The 21,870-nt window shown below is 33.2% G+C and carries 17 protein-coding genes and 2 tRNA genes; 10 read left to right on the top strand and 9 right to left on the bottom strand.

Features of this window, described 5'->3' with window-relative positions; genetic code table 11:
* Nucleotides 1-122 precede the first annotated feature (122 nt).
* From BUE10_RS22370 to BUE10_RS22350, 5 genes are all read right to left on the bottom strand, one after another.
* The gene (locus BUE10_RS22370) at nucleotides 123-2,360 is read right to left on the bottom strand and encodes a M1 family metallopeptidase (RefSeq protein WP_073489174.1); all 2,238 of its coding nucleotides are present in this window, start codon (nucleotides 2,358-2,360) and stop codon (nucleotides 123-125) included.
* Nucleotides 2,361-2,427: 67 nt separating this feature from the next.
* Entirely contained in the window at nucleotides 2,428-2,934 is a 507-nt protein-coding gene (locus BUE10_RS22365) for a DUF6702 family protein (RefSeq protein WP_073489172.1), read from the bottom strand.
* On the bottom strand, nucleotides 2,934-3,686 hold the full coding sequence (locus BUE10_RS22360; RefSeq protein WP_073489170.1) for a hypothetical protein: 753 nt from the start codon (nucleotides 3,684-3,686) through the stop codon (nucleotides 2,934-2,936). Before BUE10_RS22360 ends, BUE10_RS22365 begins: the two co-directional genes overlap by 1 nt.
* The gene (locus BUE10_RS22355; RefSeq protein ID WP_073489168.1) at nucleotides 3,676-4,404 is read right to left on the bottom strand and encodes a carboxypeptidase-like regulatory domain-containing protein; all 729 of its coding nucleotides are present in this window, start codon (nucleotides 4,402-4,404) and stop codon (nucleotides 3,676-3,678) included. The genes BUE10_RS22360 and BUE10_RS22355 overlap by 11 nt, the downstream gene beginning before the upstream one ends.
* Complete coding sequence (locus tag BUE10_RS22350) at nucleotides 4,391-5,158, bottom strand: carboxypeptidase-like regulatory domain-containing protein (RefSeq protein WP_073489166.1); 768 nt, start codon at nucleotides 5,156-5,158, stop codon at nucleotides 4,391-4,393. Before BUE10_RS22350 ends, BUE10_RS22355 begins: the two co-directional genes overlap by 14 nt.
* A 164-nt stretch (nucleotides 5,159-5,322) precedes the next feature.
* Between BUE10_RS22350 and pepE the strand changes: the two genes are divergently transcribed.
* Entirely contained in the window at nucleotides 5,323-6,030 is a 708-nt protein-coding gene (pepE, locus tag BUE10_RS22345; protein WP_073489164.1) for a dipeptidase PepE, read from the top strand.
* 153 nt (nucleotides 6,031-6,183) lie between these two features.
* Here pepE and BUE10_RS22340 read toward each other — a convergent pair.
* Together BUE10_RS22340 and BUE10_RS22335 are read right to left on the bottom strand one after the other, a co-directional pair.
* Nucleotides 6,184-6,256: transfer RNA gene (locus tag BUE10_RS22340), tRNA-Gly, on the bottom strand.
* Nucleotides 6,257-6,362: 106 nt separating this feature from the next.
* Nucleotides 6,363-6,435 (bottom strand) — tRNA-Gly (locus BUE10_RS22335).
* Between the two features lie 134 nt (nucleotides 6,436-6,569).
* On the opposite strand from BUE10_RS22335, the gene BUE10_RS22330 reads away from it, so the two are divergent.
* Both BUE10_RS22330 and BUE10_RS22325 read left to right on the top strand, forming a co-directional pair.
* On the top strand, nucleotides 6,570-7,007 hold the full coding sequence (locus tag BUE10_RS22330; protein WP_073489162.1) for a GNAT family N-acetyltransferase: 438 nt from the start codon (nucleotides 6,570-6,572) through the stop codon (nucleotides 7,005-7,007).
* 1 nt (nucleotide 7,008) lies between these two features.
* Nucleotides 7,009-8,592, top strand: coding sequence for a L,D-transpeptidase family protein (locus BUE10_RS22325; RefSeq protein WP_073489160.1), 1,584 nt, complete (start codon nucleotides 7,009-7,011; stop codon nucleotides 8,590-8,592).
* Here the strand turns inward: BUE10_RS22325 and BUE10_RS22320 are convergent.
* Nucleotides 8,581-9,306, bottom strand: a complete 726-nt coding sequence (locus BUE10_RS22320; protein ID WP_073489158.1) for a murein L,D-transpeptidase catalytic domain family protein — start codon at nucleotides 9,304-9,306, stop codon at nucleotides 8,581-8,583. The genes BUE10_RS22325 and BUE10_RS22320 overlap by 12 nt on opposite strands.
* A gap of 300 nt (nucleotides 9,307-9,606) precedes the next feature.
* Here BUE10_RS22320 and BUE10_RS22315 point away from each other — a divergent pair, with 300 nt between their 5' ends.
* Both BUE10_RS22315 and gpmI read left to right on the top strand, forming a co-directional pair.
* Nucleotides 9,607-12,036: a DUF5916 domain-containing protein gene (locus tag BUE10_RS22315; protein ID WP_073489156.1), complete on the top strand. Its 2,430-nt coding sequence runs from the start codon at nucleotides 9,607-9,609 to the stop codon at nucleotides 12,034-12,036.
* A gap of 141 nt (nucleotides 12,037-12,177) precedes the next feature.
* Nucleotides 12,178-13,695: a 2,3-bisphosphoglycerate-independent phosphoglycerate mutase gene (gpmI, locus tag BUE10_RS22310; RefSeq protein WP_073489154.1), complete on the top strand. Its 1,518-nt coding sequence runs from the start codon at nucleotides 12,178-12,180 to the stop codon at nucleotides 13,693-13,695.
* Nucleotides 13,696-13,888: 193 nt separating this feature from the next.
* On the opposite strand, the gene BUE10_RS22305 is transcribed toward gpmI, so the two are convergent.
* Nucleotides 13,889-15,142 (bottom strand): DUF445 domain-containing protein, encoded by a 1,254-nt coding sequence (locus tag BUE10_RS22305; RefSeq protein ID WP_073489152.1) that lies wholly within the window; start codon nucleotides 15,140-15,142, stop codon nucleotides 13,889-13,891.
* 255 nt (nucleotides 15,143-15,397) lie between these two features.
* Between BUE10_RS22305 and map the strand changes: the two genes are divergently transcribed.
* The 5 genes from map (at nucleotide 15,398) to BUE10_RS22280 (ending at nucleotide 21,864) form a co-directional block, all read left to right on the top strand.
* Entirely contained in the window at nucleotides 15,398-16,216 is an 819-nt protein-coding gene (gene map, locus BUE10_RS22300; RefSeq protein ID WP_053472055.1) for a type I methionyl aminopeptidase, read from the top strand.
* Nucleotides 16,217-16,283: 67 nt separating this feature from the next.
* Nucleotides 16,284-16,688: a GxxExxY protein gene (locus BUE10_RS22295; RefSeq protein WP_073489150.1), complete on the top strand. Its 405-nt coding sequence runs from the start codon at nucleotides 16,284-16,286 to the stop codon at nucleotides 16,686-16,688.
* Nucleotides 16,689-16,728: 40 nt separating this feature from the next.
* Nucleotides 16,729-17,502: a class I SAM-dependent methyltransferase gene (locus BUE10_RS22290; protein ID WP_073489148.1), complete on the top strand. Its 774-nt coding sequence runs from the start codon at nucleotides 16,729-16,731 to the stop codon at nucleotides 17,500-17,502.
* 123 nt (nucleotides 17,503-17,625) lie between these two features.
* A complete protein-coding gene (locus BUE10_RS22285; RefSeq protein WP_073489146.1) occupies nucleotides 17,626-20,526 on the top strand; it encodes a DEAD/DEAH box helicase in 2,901 nt (966 codons plus the stop codon).
* A 78-nt stretch (nucleotides 20,527-20,604) separates the two neighbouring features.
* Entirely contained in the window at nucleotides 20,605-21,864 is a 1,260-nt protein-coding gene (locus tag BUE10_RS22280) for a type IX secretion system plug protein (protein ID WP_073489144.1), read from the top strand.
* Nucleotides 21,865-21,870 lie beyond the last annotated feature (6 nt).

Below are 21,870 nucleotides of genomic sequence, written 5' to 3'. Positions count from 1 at the left end.
TATTCAACAATCGCTTGTCTTTTAAATTTTCAAAATATCTAGTCTGCACTTTTTATCAAATATAATCAAAAACATATTTGTGTCCAGACGGTAGCTCTTTTCAGAGTCTTTTTAGTTTGTTCTTAGTCAAATTTTGATTTTTGTTCAACTTTTGGCCATGAATTATTTGTTACATCGATATCAGCCGTAAGTAATTTTGGATCGATCTGAATGCTTTTTACAGCTTTTGTAGTTGCATAAACTTTTTTAGCTGTATCATTACTTTTTCTCCAAATTTGTGCCGGATATTGGTAATTATTTTTTGTACCATCTTCATAAGTAATTTCAACAAGAATTGGCATAATCATTCCGCCTGGTTTGTTGAATTCAACTTCATAAAAATATTTCGGTGATTTGATGCTTGCTTTTTCCTCTGCAGTAAAAGTCTGGTCAACATAATCAGCCAATGGTTTTACATCTTCTAATTTTAATGCTTTTTTGCTTGAAGCGCTAACTTCTGGATTATCTCCTGAAACTAAGTAAACAAAAGGGCCTTTTTCAAATCCAAAACGGCCTTTTCTCACTTTTACATCTTTAATATCAGCAGTTGGAGTTTCAGAAACATAATATTGTTTTACCTCTTTAATTCCGATATCTACAAAATCAGTTGAGTAAAACCATCCTCTAAAAAACCAATCTAAATCTACCGCAGATGCATCTTCCATTGTTCTAAAGAAATCCTCTGGAGTTGGATGCTTAAATTTCCATCTGTTTGCATATGTTTTAAATGCATAGTCAAACAATTCTTTCCCCATAACTACTTCTCTTAAAATATTAAGACCCGTAGCCGGTTTTCCGTAAGCATTATTTCCAAATTGGTGAATCGTTTCAGAGTTAGACATAATTGGCTCTAAAAACTTTTGATCACCACTCATATAAGGAACAATATTTTTTGCAGGCCCGCGTCTTGAAGGGAAAGTTGGATCTAATTCCTGCTCAGCTAAATATTCTAAAAATGAATTTAAACCTTCATCCATCCAAGTCCATTGACGTTCGTCAGAGTTTACAATCATTGGGAAGAACGTATGTCCAACTTCGTGAATAATAACACCAATCATTCCGTTTTTAACCTCTTTAGTCGTAACACCGTTTTCATCCGGACGACCAAAATTCCAGCAAATCATTGGATATTCCATTCCCTGATCTTCTGCAGAAACAGAAACCGCTTTTGGATAAGGATAATCAAAAGTATGAGATGAATAGCTTTTTAAAGTATGTGCAACTGTAAGTGTAGAAGTTTCTCCCCAAAGCGGGTTTGCTTCTTTTGGATAAACAGATTCTGCCATAACAGTTTTGTTTCCAATTTTTACAGCCATTGCATCGTAAATGAATTTTCTAGAAGAAGCAATTCCGAAATCACGGACATTTTTAGCGCTGAATTTCCAAGTTTTTTTCTTTTCAGAAAAACCTTTTTCAGCCGCTTCAGCTTCAGCCTGAGTTACAACAACAACAGGTTTATCAAATGATTTTTGAGCCTGTTCGTAACGTTTAACTTGTTCTGCTGTAAAAACTTCACTCCTATTTGTTAATTCTCCTGTTGCATCAATTACGTGATCTGCAGGAACTGTAATACTTACATCAAAGTTTCCGAAAGGAAGAGCAAACTCTCCGCTTCCCCAGAACTGCATATTCTGCCATCCTTCAACATCGTTGTAAACTGCCATTCTAGGATAGAATTGTGCAATTACATATAATTTATTACCGTCTTTTTCGAAAAATTCATAACCCGAACGTCCGCCTTCTTTTCTGTAATTATTGATGTTATACCACCATTTTACCGAAAACGAGATTTTTTCTCCCGGTTTTAAAGGCGAAGCCAAATTGATACGCATCATCGTTTCGTTGATCGTATAAGACATTGGAGTTCCTTTTGCGTCTTTTACCTGCTCGATATTAAAACCACGTTCTAAATCTTTTTTCAAATATTTAGATGAAAAACCATCAAGGGCTAAAACCTGATTGATTTTTTCTCCTTCTGCTAAAGAAGTCTGTCCATTTGCTTTGGCTTGATTTTGATCTAACTGAACCCATAAATACTCTAAAGTATCTGGTGAATTGTTAGAATAGGTGATCGTTTCAGCACCCGTTAATTTTGAATTTTTATCGTCTAATTCAACATCAATTTTATAATCTGCCTGTTGTTGGTAATAAGCAGGTCCCGGCGCTCCAGACGCTGTACGAAACATGTTTGGTGTTGCCAGCAAATCGTACATCTGGCTGAATTTATTAGTGTCGTATTTGCCTTGCTGTTTAGGTGTCGCAGCTTTTTCCTGAGCAACTAACATTGCAGGAAAAATTAATAATAATGAAAGCTTTTTCATAAAAGTCTAATGGTAATTTTTGTCAGGGTGTGAAAATAACAATTAAAACATTAATTTAACATATTAATTAATACTTTAACAATTCTTTCCTTGAAGATTCTGTAAAGAGGACACTTCTTTTAGTGCCAAATGCTGAAATATGTGTAATATTCTGTTGTTCAGAACTCCAGTCCACCAATATAGTATTTGAAATTTCGATCAATTTAAATTTTTCGATATCTTTTATTCGCGAATAACAGATTAAAACATCGTCACTTTCCACTTCTTTTGACAAAAAAGTAATTGGCTTTGATTGCCCGTTTATCTTAATCGTGAAATTTTCAGCAAGATATTTTTTAAACAAATCAAGATCTGCGGGAGTTTCCTTTTCGGTTCCAACGAAAGTTTTTTTATGATATTTTTTCTCCAATGCATTATTCAAATCATCCACAAAAATGCGGGATGTAATTTGAATCATTTTTTTCTCTGTCGCATATTCAACCTGAAAAACACCCACATAAAATTTATGAAATGCAAAGGACGAAAGCGACAGAAACAATATCCCAATAAAAGGATAAATCAATATTTTTTTCATTATTGAGAGGCATTCACTTTTTTAAATTCAGCATTTTTGTTGATTAAAAAATCAATCAACTCAAATTTTTGATCTTCATTAAGATGTCTTTTAGATTCCGGATCATTAGAGCAGAACATCAAAAACAAATCGACTTCGTCTTTTTTCAAACCTAATGTTTTAGTGAAAAAATCAGGTTTAAAATTAGCCTTAGAATATTCTACAAAGGCAATATCTGTGATTTCTTCTTCTTTTACTTCATCATTTTTAGAAAGAAGTTTTTTAACATCTTTAAAAATTCGAACAAAGTCCATTCCGTATTTAATGGTTTGATCAGAATACATTACCGTGTTTTTTGCAGTTGATTGTTTATCATCTTCAAACTGCATATCAACATATTGCTGTGTATTACTGTCTAATGATTTCACTTTTAAATCTTTACGAACCACAACTTCTTTTAATTCATTGCTTACCAAATCTAAAGGCACAGAAAAAAGTATCTGCGCGCAGTCTTTCTCTGTTAAAACAATTTTTTTAGACTGAAAAGCCAAACCGGTAAAAACTAAAGTATCTTTTGGCTGTGCCAAAATATCAAACAATCCGCCCGGACCTATAAAAGTTCTGGATTTTGCATTAATATTCATAACATATCCACTTTCTATAGCAAGTGATTTGTTTGTAATCTGACCGTGCAGCGACCTTCTTGATCCATTTTGCCCAAGCATTATTTGACAAAATAAGCAAACAACGAATACTCCTAGTTTATTTTTCATTTTCGAGAATTATTAGATATTTTCGAGCTAACTCTGTTATTAAAAACATACTCATTGTTTTATTCTTTGTATTCAAAGATACGGCAAATTCGGCATCATCCACACAATATAATTGAAATCCTTTGATATCATCTGCCGGAATTTTTAATCTTTCGGTATAATAATTTTCATCAAAAAGATACTCAATTTTTCTGAAAAGCATCTCCTTTTTCTCCACTTTTACCTCTTTTTTTAACATTGCCGTACGCCCTGAAATTTTATTGAGGATTTTATCTATAGAAGTCGAAGTTGCGGTATAGACTTTTCTTTCTGCAGGTGTATATGTTTTTTGCCCATGCGGAACAATTCCCAAATTTTCAGTCGTAATTCCGTAATTATCATTTACCTTAACTTCTTTCAATTCAATTTCTTTTGCCGTCATTTTAATCACGAGCAGACTTACAGTTAAATCTTCAGCCGAAATTCTGCGTTTATAAGGCTCTAAATTTACTGCTGAAAAAACCAAAACATCGCCTTCCTTAGCCGCAATAGAAAATCTCCCGTCGGCATCAGAAATAGTCGAAACTTGTGTAGTGTTATTAATAATATTCACTCCGTCAACCGAAGTAGTTTTTTCGAAGATTTGTCCTAAAATTTCTTTAGAAGGTGCATTTTGCCCAAAACTAATTTGAACAAAAAATAGAATTAAAATTATATGTAGGGTATTATTTAACTTCACTCGCAATTATTTGTTTATACTTTTCCGCTAATTCACCTAGCAAAAATTCGGTCGAAGTTTTATTTTTAGAGTTTAAAATATTCGTAAACTGTTTATTTTCGACAGCATAATATTCAAAACCTTTTACATATTCAGCCGGAATTTTTAAGCGTTCTACAAAATGCTCCAGCGTAAACATTTTCTCTAAAAGTCTCATAAAAAATTCTTTCTGCTCTACTTCCACTTCTTTTTTCAACATAGCGGTTCGGCCCGAAAAAAAGTTCAGCAAAGGATCTGCAGAAATTGATCCGCCTACCATCCCTGTAGCACTTGCTGTGGCATCTAAAGCTGTAGCGGTACGTAATTTTCTTTCGGCTTCTGTATATGTTTTTTGTCCCGCCGGAATAATTCCTAAAGCAACTGCATTTATATTATCATATCTTTTAACAATAACTTCCTGTAATTGATGCACCACTAAATTCATTCTTACGATAAAATTCAAATCGGTAAAATTTTCGCAGGCAAGAGAAACCCTATTTTCTTTAAACTGAATTGAAGAAAAAATCAGCACATCATCTGGTTTTGCCAAAATAGAAAAGGCTCCGGATGCATCTGTAGTCGTCATAACTTCTGTTTGAGAATTGACAACATATACCCCTTCCAAATCATTTGTATTTGCCGTAATTTTCCCGTTTATAATCGTACGTTCCTGATTTTGAGACCAGGAATTCTGACTTATAACTGCAACTAAAAAAAATACAATATTCTTTGTCAAAATAAAAATATTAGGGAATTATTAAAAAGGTAAAAATATCCTAATGTCTTCCAAATTTAGTATTAATGAGTTGGTAAAAATATGTTAATTAAACTCCAATATCTCAATTATACTAGACAGACTTTTTTTAATATCTTTATCAAATAGAATTTGAGTTTAGAATTATGAAAAGCATTATCATCGCCAGCACATCTACCCTGCACGGCGGCAGTTATTTAGATTATTTACTACCTACGTTACAATTACATTTTAAAAACTGTACCACTATTTTATTTATCCCGTACGCACGTCCTGGCGGAATATCTCACGAGGAATACACCAAAAAAGCCGCAGAAGTTTTTGCTTCTATAAATATCAAACTTCAGGGAATTCATGAATTTGAAAGTCCTGAAAAAGCCATACAAAATGCTGAAGGCTTTTTTACGGGCGGCGGAAACACTTTTTTGCTTGTTGCACAGCTATATAAAAACAACATTATGCAATTACTTGCAGAAAAAGTTAAAAGCGGAACTCCTTATTTAGGAACCAGTGCGGGAAGTAATATTTGCGGTTTATCAATGCAGACCACGAACGATATGCCGATTATTTATCCGCCGAGTTTTCAAACTTTAGGATTAATTCCATTCAACTTAAATCCGCATTATTTAGATCCTGATACAAATTCGCAGCATATGGGTGAAACACGCGAAACCAGAATTAAAGAATTTCATGCTTTTAATTCAATTCCGGTTTTAGGTTTAAGAGAAGGAAGCTGGCTAGAAGTAAAAGGAGATAAAGTAACTTTGAAAGGTTCTCTAAAAGCAAGACTTTTTAAACAAAACCAAACTCCGGAAGAACTAGAACCAGAAAGCGATTTGAGTGACTTAAAATAAAGTTTTTTTACCATTAAGATATTAAGAAAATAAAGAACTGGACTTAATTCTCTTATTATAAAAAACAGTTAAGACATATTCAAACTTAACTTTCTTAATATCTTAATGGTAAAACAACAAAAAAGCCTCAAACAATGTTTGAGGCTTTTGAAGAGCGAAAGACGAGGCTCGAACTCGCGACAACCAGCTTGGAAGGCTGGAGCTCTACCAACTGAGCTACTTTCGCATTAACAGGGTGCAAATATAAATAATTAATTCATTTTAAAAAACAAAAATCAAAAATTATTTAAGTTTGATAAAAAAACCGAAACGATTAAATTTCGGTTTTTTAGAGCGAAAGACGAGGCTCGAACTCGCGACAACCAGCTTGGAAGGCTGGAGCTCTACCAACTGAGCTACTTTCGCATTGCTGGTGCAAATATAAAAATAAAGTTAAGTTCAAAACAAGCTTTTTGGCAAAAAAAATTAATTAAAACCAACATTTTCTTATAACCTATTTAAAATTAAAAAGTTATAAAATCAATTATTTTTAAAAAATCATGAATATTATTAAAGAAATCCCATCAAAAGAAACTTATATCGTTCGCCAGCCTGTTCTAAGAGAAGGCAAACCTATCGAAAGCTGCATCTTTGAGGGAGACGATCTTGACACGACACATCATTTTGGTTTATTTAATAATGAAGATTTAATAGGAATTATTTCGTTATTCAATAAAATCAATCCTATATTTGCCGAAAAAAGTCAAGCTCAAATTCGAGGGATGGCAGTTTTAGAAACGCATCAGAAAAAAGGATTGGGAGAAGCTTTAGTTAAGCATTGCGAAACCTACTGCAATGAAAACAAAGTCGATTTGATTTGGTTTAATGCTAGAACCGCCGCAGTTGGCTTTTACAGAAAAATGGGATACCAGCCCCTAGGTGAACCATTTGATATTAAAGATGTTGGCGAACATTATTTAATGTTTAAAATTTTATAAAATGAAGAAATTTTACTTTCTTTTATTGGTATTAAGCTTAATTAGCTGTAAAAAAGATGCTCCTAAACCAGCTCCTGCTGCAGTAAAAAAAGCACCGCCAATTATACTTACTGATGAACGAAAAGTAGAAGTTGATACGGCACTTTTAAGCACTTTTAAAAGTGAAACCCTAACGCAATTTTATACTTCATCTGAAAATAAAACCGTTTGGGGGAATCTAAAAAAGAGACAATATGTATTATCTCAATTAGAAAAATCGGAAGAATTAGGACTTAATCCCGAAGATTATAAAGCTACAAGATTAGAACAACTAGAAAAACGCATTGGCAAACTAAACGATGCTGATTTAGCAACGTATGATATTTTACTGACTTATAATTTTGAGAAATATCTAGAACATTTATATAAAGGAAAACTTGATCCTAAAAAATTGTATACAGATTGGGATTTAGACGAAAAAACTTTTGATGTAAACAGTGTTTTGATTAATGCTTTTAATAAAAACAAACTAGACAGCATTGTCGAAAATGTTCAGCCAAAATCTATCGTATACAAAGAATTATTGAAATCACTTGAAATTATTAATTCGTTTCCTGATGAAGATATTGCTACTATTGAATCTTTAAAGAAAATCACTTTAAATGATACAAACAATGCGGTAATCAACATTAAAAAGAAACTTTTATTCTGGAAAGACATGACTGGAAAAGATAGTCTTACGGATAAATATGATCAAAAAACTTTCGAATCAATTAAAAAATTTCAGGCAAGACATGGTTTAGCCGATGACGGCGTTATTGGTCCGGGAACTATCAGTGCTTTAAACTATTCTAAAGAAAAAAGAAAACAGCAGATTATTGCCAATTTAGAGCGCTGGAGATGGTATCCTGCCGAATTTGCCGAAAATTATTTTCTTATCAATATTCCGGATTACAGCTTAAATGTTGTTGAAAATCAGGATACAACTTTGGTACGAAATATTGTGGTGGGAACAAGTAAAAGAAAAACACCTATTATTACGTCTGTTTTAAAAACGGTTGTTTTTAATCCTACATGGACCGTTCCGCCGACAATTTTAAAAGAAGATGTTGTTCCGGCAATGAAACGCAACCGAAATTATTTAGCGAAGAAAAACATAACCATTTACGACACATCAGGAAATGTTGTTGAACCGCATGCCTGGAACGAAAACAAACCTAATAATTACAGATATGTTCAAAGTCCGGGTTATAATAATTCACTGGGATTAATGAAAATTTTGTTTCCAAATCACCACAGTGTTTATCTGCATGATACCAACCACAGAAATTATTTTGAACGTAATAATCGTTCACTAAGTTCTGGCTGTGTTCGTGTTGAAAATCCGCTGGAATTGGCTGAGCATATTTTGGATGATCCTGAAAGGTTTTCAAAAGAAAAAATTGATACCATAATTGCTTCTAAAAAAACCATGAGTTTTAAAATCACCAAAAAATATGCTCTATATCAATGGTATTGGACGGCTTGGAGCAAAAAAAATCAGCTCATTTTCAGAGCTGATATTTATAATCTTGATTCAGATTTGTATGCTAAACTAAGAGATTAGCTTCTCTTCCATCGTAAAGCTTCTTGACGGATGGTAGATATACAAACATGATTTGTTTTTAATAGTTTCGATTATTTCATCTGTCAATTCAACAGGAACAGCAGGACAGCCTTGGCTTCTGCCTAATCTTTTGTGGTCTCTGATAAATGATTCAGATACATAATCAGCTCCATGCATAACAACCCCTCTTTCACGGGCGTTGTCGTTTAAACCTCTTTCAAGACCGTCTAAACGTAATGAAGCACCATGTTTTCCTTGATAGATTTCACCTGTTGCATAAAAACCTAAACTACTTTTAAAAGAAGAATTTAAGTTTGAAAATGCTGAGGCAAATTCTTCTCCTGTATTTCTTCCGTGGGCTACCAAAGAATTAAATAACACCGTATTTGTAGTCATATCAATTACCCAAAGACGTTTGGTGTTTGACGAAAGACTAAAATCAATTACTGTTAGAATGTTTTTTTGAACAATTCCTCTTTCTTTCAAAAGATAAAATCCTTTCATTGCTTCAGTAAAAGTTCTAAGCTCAGGAAGTTTACAATTGTTTGAATTTAATGTATTATAAACATTTTCAATTCTTGCTTCAACAGAAAGGTTTGTTTCAACTTTTGCAATACTTTTTGTTGTTACAGATTTCAATTCGGGAGTGTTTTTTGAATCTTTACCAAAAGATAACAGAAAAAACACCATCAGCGGATAAATTTTGTAAATCATTGAATTTCTTTAGGTTAATAATAAATTTGGGTAAGGCAAAAGTAGAAATTTTTGAAAATACTCAAAATAAAACCCTGTAAATCAGGCTTTTTTTGTTGAAAATTTAACATTATTAACACAAATAAGATCTTTCTGTAAGATTTTTTCTCATGCAAAAAATCATAACATTTTAGCTGGTTTTCTTAAAAAAAGCTGAAAAAAGTGGAAATTTTGAAACTTAAACTGTAACAAGTGAAACAAAATGAAGTCTATTATTCTTAAATTAAAGTACTTTTACAATCATTTTTCGCTCAAATTTTCATGAAAAAACTTGTTTTTCTAACGTTTCTTTTATCTACTTTTTTGTGTTTCAGTCAAAAAAAAGCATTGCAGGCGAAGTCTATTTCGCAAAACATTTCTATTGACGGAAAACTAGAAGAAAGCGCATGGGAAAATGCTGCAATTGCCTCAGACTTTATCACATTAGAACCTGATAACGGAAAAGCTGCTCCGGAAAACAAAAAAACTACTATCAAGGTTTTATATGATAATGACGCCATTTATATTGGCGCTATGATGTATGATGATGAACCTGATAAAATTTTAAAAGAGATTTCGCAGCGTGATAATTTTGGAACTGCAGATATCTTTGGTGTCTTTATAAATGGTTTTAATGACGGTCAGCAGGATTTTATGTTTTACGTTTCTGCGGCTGATGTTCAGGCAGATTGTATTATGACAGATGCAAATGGCGAAGATTATTCGTGGGATGCCGTTTGGATCAGCAAAGCTTCGATTACCGAAAATGGATGGGTTGTTGAAATAAAAATTCCTTACTCTGCCTTACGTTTTTCACAAGAAAACAAACAAACCTGGGGAATTAATTTTTTCAGAGAAGTAAAACGTACACGTTATAAATATACTTGGAACTTTGTCGATAAAAAAATTGGAACTTTTACGCAGCAAGCCGGAACTTTAGAAGGAATTGAAAATATAAAACCTCCTACCCGATTATTTTTTATGCCTTATGCATCTTATTATTTGAATGCTGGAGAAGGACAAAAAACATACGGAACTGTAAAAGGCGGAATGGACATAAAATACGGAATCACAGATGCTTTTACTGTTGATGCTATTTTAATTCCCGATTTTGGACAGACTAAATACGACGATCAGATTTTGAATTTAGGTCCGTTTGAACAGCAGTTCAATGAAAACCGAGCTTTTTTTACCGAAGGAACTGATTTATTCAATAAAGGAAATATGTTTTATTCGAGAAGAATTGGCGGTAAACCTTCTGTTGAACCAGATTTAAAAGACAATGAAGAAGTTATTGAAACCGTACAGAACGTTAACCTTATTAATGCTTTAAAACTTTCCGGAAGAACTAAAAACGGTTTGGGAGTTGGAATTTTAAATGCGGTGACCGAAAAAACTTTTGCCACTATAAAAGATACTATTTCTGGCGAAACCAGACGTGAGGTTGTAGAACCGCTCACAAACTATAATGTTTTGGTACTGGATCAACGTTTTAGAAAAAATTCATCGGTTACTTTTATAAACACAAATGTTACCAGAAACGGTCATTATAAAGATGCGAATGTAACGGGTTTAGCATGGGATTTAAATACTAAAGCTAACACTTACAGCTTGTTTGGAAATGTAAAATATAGTACTATAAATGATACTGAAGACACAAACGGCATTTTCTCAACTGTGAGTTTTGCAGAAACAAGCGGTAAATATCGCTATAGTTTAGGTACTGATTTTGTTTCTAAAGATTTTGACCCGAATGATCTGGGAATTAATTTCTATACCAATTATTACAATATTTACGGAAATGCCAATTACAGGATTCTAAACCCAACAAAGCTTTTTAATAGTTTTAGAATTGACTATGAAATGTATTCTGAATTCAATAAAGATTCCGGAAAAGTTCAGGCAAACCGAATTGAGGCAGAAGTAAATTTAAGCACCGTAAAAAACAATTATTACGGAGCGGGACTCTCTGTTTCACCATTAGAATCCCATGATTATTACGAACCAAGAGCAGACAACAAGTATGTTATAATTCCGAGAAAATTTGATTTTTGGGGAAGTATTTCAACAAATTACAATCATAAATTTGCTATCGATATAAATCCGTCATTATCTGTTGCTGATGAACCCGGAAGAGCAGCTTACGGCACAGACATTAGTCCTAGATATCGCTTTAGTGATAAACTTTTACTGGTTTATACTTTTAGTTTTCTTAAAAGAAACAATAACAAAGGTTATATCGACGGCTACGATGACGATGATAATGAAAGTACTCCCGAAACGGTTGTTTTTGCTAATCGTGACGTTATTACATATGCCAATACCATATCGGGAAAATATGCTATTAACAGCACTATGACACTTAATTTAGCCGTTCGCCAATATTGGTCTTCGGCAGAAAATAAAGATATTTTAAAGCTTGAAGCAGATGGAACTTTAGACCCGTATCCGCAATATACCGAAAACAAAAACTCAAGTTTTTATTCCTGGAATGCAGATTTATCGTATTCATGGTGGTTTGCGCCCGGAAGTCAGCTTTCGGCTTTATACAGGAACAACGCTTCTAATTTTGAACGTATTATTGATAAGAATTTCAAAAACAACGTAACAAGCTTGTTGACAAACGATGCCCTAAAACATATTTTTTCTGTTAGTGTAAAATATTTTATAGACTATAACGCTGTCAAAAATAAGGTTAGAAAAAGAGCTTAGCGTGAATTAATTTTAAAAAATAAAGAGTTCTATAATTAATTTAGTATTTTTTGTTACACTTCATTTTATTAAACATAAATGTAATGAAGCTCTCTCTTCAAATTTTAGAAATGGCTTATCTTTGTAAAAAACAAAAATGTAATGAACAAAAAAGTTATCCTTATGATTTTAGACGGTTGGGGAAAATCTCCCGACCCTAAAGTATCTGCAATAGACAATGCAAATGTTCCATTTATAAATAGTCTTTACAAAAATTACCCAAGCGCACAATTGCGTACTGACGGATTAAACGTTGGTTTACCTGAAGGTCAAATGGGAAATAGTGAAGTTGGGCACATGAACCTTGGTGCCGGAAGAATTGTATATCAGGATTTAGCAAAAATTAATTTAGCCGTAGCGCACAAAACACTTGCTAAAGAACAAGTTTTAATTGACGCTTTTACTTATGCTAAAGACAACAATAAAAAAGTACACTTTTTAGGATTAGTTTCTGATGGAGGTGTTCACTCTCATACTTCTCACTTACGCGGATTAATCGACGCTTCGCAAGAGTATGGTTTAGATCAGGTTTATATTCACGCTTTTACAGACGGACGTGACGTTGACCCAAAATCTGGAGCAAAATACATTCATGATTTAGATGAATATATTAAAGATACTCCGGTAAAAATTGCTTCTATCGTGGGTCGTTATTATGCAATGGACCGTGATAAACGTTGGGAACGTGTAAAACTGGCTTACGATTTAGTAGTGAACGGAGTTGGAACTCCATCTACTAATGCTGTAGCAAGTGTTCTTGACAGTTATGCACACGATGTAACTGACGAATTTATCGAGCCGGTTGTAATCGTAAATGAAGAACAAAAACCTTTAGCAACAATTATTGAAGGCGATGTTGTTATCTTCTTTAACTTTAGAACAGACAGAGGACGCGAACTTACTGAAGCGCTTTCTCAGCATGATTTCCACGAGCAAAATATGCACAAGTTAAACTTGTATTATGTAACGCTTACCAACTACGACGAAACGTACCAAAACGTAAAAGTGGTTTACAATAAAGATAATATTACCGAAACTCTTGGTGAAGTTTTAGAAAAAGCGGGTAAAAAACAAATTCGTATTGCTGAAACGGAGAAATATCCACACGTAACTTTCTTCTTTTCAGGCGGTAGAGAAACTCCTTTTGAAGGTGAATCAAGAATTTTGAGAAATTCTCCAAAAGTAGCAACTTACGATTTACAGCCAGAAATGAGTGCTTACGAACTTGCCGATGCTCTTGTTCCTGAATTGAACAAAGGTGAAGTAGATTTCGTTTGTTTAAACTTTGCAAACGGAGACATGGTTGGACATACGGGAATCATGAGTGCCGCTATTCAAGCTTGTGAAGCTGTTGACGCTTGCGCGAAAAAAGTAATCGATGCTGCCCTTGCAAACGACTATACTACAATCGTAATTGCTGATCACGGAAACTGCGAAACAATGATCAATCCTGACGGAAGTCCAAATACTGCGCACACAACAAACCCAGTGCCGATTATTTTAGTTGACAAACAATTGAAAAATATTCAAGATGGTGTTCTTGGTGACATCGCTCCTACTATTTTAGAATTAATGGGAGTGCAGCAGCCAAATGCAATGACTTGTCATTCACTTTTGTAAAAAACACTTAAATTATTTTTAAACCATATAAGTGATATAAGTTCATTTAATTGAAGCGCTAAAGCTTTATTAGACTTATATTTCTTATATGGTTTTTAATTTTATATACCCGTTTTGTCACCCTGAGCGAAGTCGAAGGCTTATGGAACCAAAAAGGGCTTCGACTTCGCTCAGCCTGACATTCTTGTTTTTATCAGATAATAAAATAATGATACAATTGTTCAACACCATAAATCACAAGTCCGATTATACCGCCGACTAAAGTTCCGTTGATTCTGATGTATTGAAGATCTTTTCCTATTTCTAGTTCCAGTTTTTCAGAAACCTCTTTTCCGTCCCAGGTTTTTACGGTTGATGAAATTAAATCTCCAATTACTTTTTTATTGTTTAAAAGAACCGATAATAAATCATTTTTGATGAAATTATTGATTTTGTCGATCATAATCGTGTCTTCTTTAATACCATTCCCAAAAGTTTGAATTAAACCCGAAATACTATTTTTAATAGACGATTCGTCGCCTTTGTTTAAATCATTAGTTATTGAAAGTTTTATTTCGTCCCAAATTCCGTTGATGTAATCCTGAACTTCTTTTTTTCCGGCAAAACTTAAAATCATATCGTTGATTTTAATTCGCATTTCTTCGGAGTTTTTTACTTTTTCGAGAAAGTTATAAACGTATTCATCTATTTTAATTCTAATCTCACTTTCCGGTTTTTTAGCTTCGTTTAAAAAATCTTGCAAACCATTAAAAACACCTTCTGTAATACTTTTATCAGCCAAACCAAAACTCAAAAAAGGTGTTGAAGCTTTTACTTTTTTCCGAATCAAATCTTTGTTATTCGTCAATTCAGAACTTATAACTTCCAGAAGATTGGTCAGCAATTGATCTTTTACATTTCCTTTTTGTAAAGGTTCCAAAGCCAAAGCAACCCAGTCTCCAAAGTTTATTCCTTCCAGTTTTTCTTTAAATTGAACCTGAATAAATCTTCTGACATCTTCGTCCTTAATCGTTTTTAAAATTCCGGGAATAATATTTACTGCAACTGCATTGGCAATTTTATCGGCATTTTCTTCCTGCGAAAGCCATTCTGAAGCTTTTGTCGCAAAGTTGAATTCATCCAATTTAATTTCCAGTTTTTCCCGATTCAGGAATTCTTCCGAAACAAAATTTCCAAGGTTTTCTCCAATTTCATTTTTCTTCGTCGGAATAATAGCCGTATGCCAAATCGGAATACCAAGCGGATGACGAAACAAGGCTACAACCGCAAACCAATCGGCAATTCCGCCCACCATTGCAGCTTCGCTAAAAGCCTGCAGCATTGGAATTTTAAAATAAATAGCAATTATAAAAAGAAGCACCGCAAAACCTAAAAGCGCCAAAGCACTTCGCTGCATTCTTCGTAAAGCTTTTATTTTAACTATATCCTGATCTGTATCCATTTCCATGATTATCACATTTTACTACTAATTTATGGCTTTTTTCTGAGATATTAAATTAAAAGCACAGCTCATCGCAATGAAAGGGGTTGCCACGAATTACACAAATTTTCACGAATTACTTTGTCTTTAAAAATTATTCCAAATTTAGAATTCGTGCTAATTCGTGAAATTCGTGGCGAAAAAACCTAATTCGTGGCAAAAAAAATTACTCAAAAAATAATATTAAAAATTGTACTTTTGCGAACTGAAAATCTGAAAAATATGATTATCCAAAAAACGAGAGAGGAAATCGAATTAATGCGCGAAAGTGCTTTGATCGTATCGAAAACATTAGGAATGATTGCTTCTGAAATTAAAGAAGGAGTTACTACATTATATCTGGACAAATTAGCCGAAGAATTCATTCGTGATCACGGTGCAGTTCCTAGCTTTTTAGGATTGTACGGTTTCCCGAATTCGCTTTGTATGAGTCCGAATTCTCAGGTTGTACACGGAATTCCGAATAATACACCTTTACAAAGTGGTGATGTAATTTCTGTAGACTGCGGTGCGTTCAAAAATGGATATCATGGAGATCACGCTTATAGTTTCGAAATTGGGGAAGTTGCACCAGAAGTTAAAAAACTTTTGCAGATAACTAAAGAATCTCTTTACGTTGGAATTAGAGAATTTAAAGCCGGAAATCGCGTAGAAGATGTTGGAAATGCGATTCAAAAATATACAGAATCTCACGGTTACGGTGTGGTTCGTGAATTGGTTGGACATGGTTTAGGGCAAAAAATGCACGAAGAACCTGAAATGCCAAATTACGGAAAACGCGGCCGCGGAAAACTTTTCGTTGAAGGAATGGTGGTCGCCATTGAACCTATGATTAACATGGGAACAAGAAACATCAAACAACATAAAGACGGCTGGACAATCACAACTGCAGACGGAAAAGCAAGTGCGCATTTCGAACACGATGTGGCATTAATTGATGGTAAACCAGAATTATTATCGACTTTCCAATACATCTACAAAGCTTTAGGAATCGAAAGCAATGAAGAAGACGAATTCAGAAAAGTGCCGTTAGTTTTATAGTTATACCACAGAGATTCACAAAGATATACGCCAAGATTCACAAAAATTATTTATAAGCCTTTTAAAAATGTATTCTCAAAGTTTAGTTACTCAAGATGAACTAGATGCTATTTCATATAAAATTATTGGTTTAGCAATCGAAGTTTACAGACAATTAGGTCCGGGTTTATTAGAATCTGCTTATCAAGAATGTTTGTATTATGAAATTATGAATTCTGGTTTAATTGTTGAAAAACAAAAAGCTTTGCCCATAATTTATAAAGACATAAAATTAGATCACGGTTATAGAATTGATTTGTTGATTGAAAACAAGATTGTTATCGAATTAAAAACTGTTGAAGCTTTTACAGATGTCCATTTTGCACAAATACTAACATATCTGAAACTTGGAAATTATCCATTAGGATTACTCATTAATTTTGATTCAAAAATATTAAAAAACAACATAAAAAGATTTATAAACACTTTGTGAAACTCTGTGTCTCCTTTGTGTAACTCTGCGAAACTGCCCCATGAAGAAACTTTTTAAATTAGTACTTAACACAATCCCGCGTCCATTATTAATTCGTTTGAGTTATGTCGCGCGCCCAATTCTAGCTTTATCATTAAGAGGAAATAGATTTACTGATCCTATTGATGGGAAAAGTTTTAGATCTTTTCTACCTTACGGATACGGAAAACAACGTAATAATGTACTTTCGCCAAGTACGCTTTCTTTAGAAAGACACCGTTTACTTTGGCTGTATTTAAACGATCAGACTGATTTTTTTACAGCGCCGAAAAAAGTACTTCATTTTGCTCCGGAACAAGCTTTTTATAAAAGATTTCGCAAGCAGAAAAACCTGGATTACACGACAACCGATTTATTTTCGCCTTTAGCAGATGTAAAAGCGGATATCTGTAATTTGCCTTTTAAAGACAACGAATATGATGTGATTTTATGTAATCACGTTTTAGAACATATTCCGGATGATACAAAAGCAATGCAGGAATTATTCCGTGTTTTAAAACCGGGCGGAATGGCGATTTTGCAGATCCCACAGGATTTAAACCGTGAAGTTACTTTCGCAGATGATTCAATAACAGATCAAAAAGAACGTGCTAAAATATTTGGTCAATATGATCACGTTCGTATTTACGGACGCGATTATTTCGACAAATTAAGAAGCATTGGCTTTATTGTAATTGAAGAAGATTACACCAACAAAATTTCACCAGAATTAGTAGAAAAATACTGTTTGGCAAAAGGCGAGATTATTCCGCTTTGCTTTAAACAGGAAAACTAATTTTTTTTCACCATATAAGTGATACAAGTTCATTTTAAAAGAGTTTTCAAATTATTGATATTTTGAAAACTCTTTATTTTTTTGCCCAATAACTAATTTATAAGCCAACCAAATCCCTAAACCTTGGAACCTACAAAATCATTTCAGTTCTGTTTTGACATCAGTTTTGAAAAAAATCTGAATGTTTATATTCCAACATCCTACATCGTTGAGAATACCGATGAAATCAAATATCTGGATAAAAAAGCAACCGCCGGAATAATTCAAAGTTTCGGAATTATTTTTGACGATTTAGATTCGAATACAAAAAAAATACTGACTGCCTGCGAGTCTTTAAAACCTGAATTTATATTCAAAAAATTCAGTGCTAAAATCAAATCGGCAAAAACCATTGCTGATTTACAAAAAGATTCTAAAATTGAGTTTGCCATTCGTCAGCATTTAAAATTAAATCTGTCTTCTTTTTACAGTTTAATTGTTGAAGGACAATTTCCGTTGTCCATAAACATTGGCCCTGAAAAAGATTTTTATCGTTCGAGAGTTGATATCAGTCCGCTTTATTTTGAACCTCAAATTCAATTTGACAAACACGCGGAAGGAATTACGTATACGCTTTGTTTAAAAGAAAATGAAACGGCTTTTTCACCAATGGAAAGCAATGTTGATATCCTTTTGGATGAACCGGGCTGGTTAATTATCAATAAAAAATTAGGTCAGTTAACAGCCCTTAATGCTAAAAAATTGATGCCTTTTTTAAAGAAAAAATCAATTGAAATACCTTCAAAATTAGTTGATGATTATTTTAAGAATTTCATTCCCGAAATAGCTAAAAAAATTGATATCGAGGCAACAGGTTTTGAAATCGAACAGCGTGATGAAATCACTTCCTGCACGATTCAGCCGGTTTACGATTTCTTTAAAAACTGTTATTACCTCAACCTTTATTTTGATTATAACGGATATTCATTTGATGCCAGCAAAACAAAGAAAACACATTCGTTTGTAGATTTCAGTGTTGCAAATGAACCTAAAATAATTCAGTTTAAACGAAATGCTGATGAAAATTTGTATGTCGATAAATTAACCGAAATTGGTTTAATAAAAATCAAAAACGAGTTATTTGGATTGAATTCTGATGCTGAAACTTCTGATCCTTATATCAACATTCAATTGATAATTGACAATAAAGAAAAGCTGGAAAGTTTAGGTTTTAATATTCAAAATTTAAAGCTCGAAAGCAAAGAAATTATTACATCAAACCATACGGTTATTACGTCAAAAGACACAAATGGAGATTGGTTTGACATCAAAATTATCATTACAATTGGGCCGTATACGATTAATTTCAGCGAAATTATTCCAAATATAAAAAGTAAAGAAAGACTCTTTCCTCTGCCTGACGGAAATTATTTCCTGATTCCGTTAGAATGGTTCAGCAAATACAGTTCGCTGGCAAAACTCGGAAAAATAGAAAGCGGAACTTTACTTTTACGTAAAAGTAATTTTACAGCTCTTGATGCTATTGCCGAAATCAAAGACGATGTAACTTATAAAGCTGAATATGTGGCTTCTGATTTATTGAAAGCAACTTTAAGACCGTACCAAATTGACGGTGTAAAATGGCTTTTAGGGCATTTTAATTCGAATTTGGGCGCTTGTCTTGCCGATGATATGGGACTTGGAAAAACATTACAGACTTTAGCCGTTCTTGTTGCCGTTCAGGAACAATTAGGATTTACAACTAAAACTACCAATTTTGATTTATTCGCAAACGAAACTACTGTAGAAAGAGAACCGCTTAAAACTTTGATTGTTTTACCTTCTTCATTGGTTTTTAACTGGTACAACGAATCTGCAAAATTTACACCGCATTTTTCAAAAATGCAATATGTGGGTAACGACAGAAAGCAATTAGCCGCAAGGTTAGCAACAACTGATTTAATTTTTACCAGTTACAGCATTATTCATCGTGATATTTCAATTTTAGAAAAATATGATTTCCGCTATTTGATTTTGGACGAAAGTCAGTACATTAAAAATAAAAATTCTAAGATTTTTAAAGCCATAAACAAAATAAGTACAGGTCATAAAATAGCGTTGAGTGGTACGCCTATCGAAAACTCGCTGGACGATTTATGGTCGCAAATGCAGTTTATAAATCCGGATATTTTGGGAACTTATAATTTCTTTGCTGAGAATTTTAAAGTTCCGATTGAGAAAAAGCAGAATGAAGATGTTTTATCAGAATTAAAAAATCTGGTTCAGCCTTATATTTTGCGACGAACAAAAGAACAGGTTTTAAAAGATTTACCCGAATTATCAGAGCAGATTTATTATTGCGAAATGGATCCTGAACAGGAAAAATTATATGAGCAGGAAAAATCAAAAGCGCGTAACTTTTTATTAAAAATGGATGGTTCAAGTCCTGACAAAATCAGCATTATCAATACGTTGATGAAGTTACGACAATTGAGTAATCACCCGAAAATGGTAGATCAGGAATCTGAAATTGATTCCGGAAAATATATTGCCGTTACCAATTATCTGGAAAATTTGGTAAAAGCAAAACAGAAAGTAATCATTTTCAGTTCGTTTGTTACCAATTTGAATTTCTATACGGATTGGTGCAAAGAAAACAAAATAGCCTATTGTGAAATTACTGGTGAAACGCCTGCCAGCAAAAGAGAACAACAGGTAAAACTGTTTCAGGAAAAAGAAGAACCTTTATTATTTTTTATTTCGCTAAAAGCAGGAGGCGTTGGTTTAAATATTACAAAAGCTTCTTATGTTTTATTTTTAGATCCGTGGTGGAATCCTTTTGCAGAAAAACAAGGAGTTGGAAGAGCGCACCGAATTGGACAGTTGATTAAAGTCAACGTTATTCGTTTTATTTCGAAAAACACAGTCGAAGAAAAAATCATCAAACTGCAGGAAAATAAAAAGCTTTTATCTGATTCACTTTTAGAGGAAAGCTACATAAATGATGAGATCGAAGCTAATTTAGAATACATTTTAAATTCTTAATAAATCGCTCCGTCCAATAAATGGCATCTTATTACGTTTAATAAAATTCTTATATTTACAATCTTACAACGTAATAAGATGCCAAAATTTTTATATCAAAGTTTGCTTTTGTTTTTTGTTTTTACTTTCGCGAAAGCTCAGGAAATACAAACTGAAGTAGTTCCTCCATACAATATCAAAACCGTTACTTTTGTTCAGAATGGCAATAATGTTGTTCCGATATTTGAATTGAATTCTACTTTTGAATTTCAGTTTGATGACTTATTTGGCAACGAAGCCAATTATTATTTTGAAATCACACATTGCGATTATAACTGGAAACCAACTGATATTCCGAAAACAGATTATTTAAGAGGTTTTGACGGTCAGAGAATTACAGATTATTCGAACTCATTTAATACGCTTCAGGTTTATTCGCATTACCGACTGGCATTTCCAAATCAATTTACAACCCAGATACGCTTATCAGGAAATTATATCCTGAAAATTTTAAATGAAGATAAAGAAGTTGTTTTCTCCCGAAAATTCATTTTATATGAAGATCATTGTACGGTTGCAGCACAGGTAAAACGAACCCGAAACCTCAGCAATATTGATTACAAACAGAATTTAGATTTCTCGATTGTTTCTAACGATATTACTTTTCAAACTCCAATTCAAAATGTAAAAGTTCTTTTATTACAAAACGGAAATTTCAATACGGCTATTAAAAACATTCCACCACAATACACCATTGGTAATCAATTGGTTTATAAGTACGATGCTGAAACGCAATTTTGGGGCGGAAACGAATTTTTATATTTTGAAAATAAAGATATTCGTGCAGCAAATAATAACGTTGGTAAAGTGGGCGCTAACAGCGATATTTACAACGCCTATTTGTATACCAATGCTGCAAGAGGAAATCAAATTTATACCAATTATCAGGATGTAAACGGTAATTTTGTTGTGAAGAACATAAACGGATCAGACAACAGCATTGAAGCTGATTATGCCTGGGTTTACTTTTCACTTTCGGCCCCGGCTTTCAGGCTTAACAAAGACATTTATGTTACTGGAATGTTCAATAATTACAGCCTTTCACCAGAATATAAACTGGATTATAATACTGATAAAGCCGTTTTTGAAAAAGCTGTAATGATCAAACAGGGTTTTACGAATTTTCAATACACCGTTGCCGATAAAAAAGGCAATATAGATAATGAAAATGCCGTTGATGGTAATTTTTATCAAACAGAAAATGAATATACTATATTAGTTTATTACAGAGAAAGTACAGATCGTTATCAAAGAGTTATAGGAAAAGGTAATGCAAACTCGATAAATATCGTTAATTAAAACATT

The organism is Flavobacterium sp. CF108, assembly GCF_900129795.1.
GTDB lineage: Bacteria > Bacteroidota > Bacteroidia > Flavobacteriales > Flavobacteriaceae > Flavobacterium.
The sequence above is the reverse complement of the archived record's forward strand: the minus strand, read 5'-3'. Positions and strand labels throughout refer to the sequence as shown.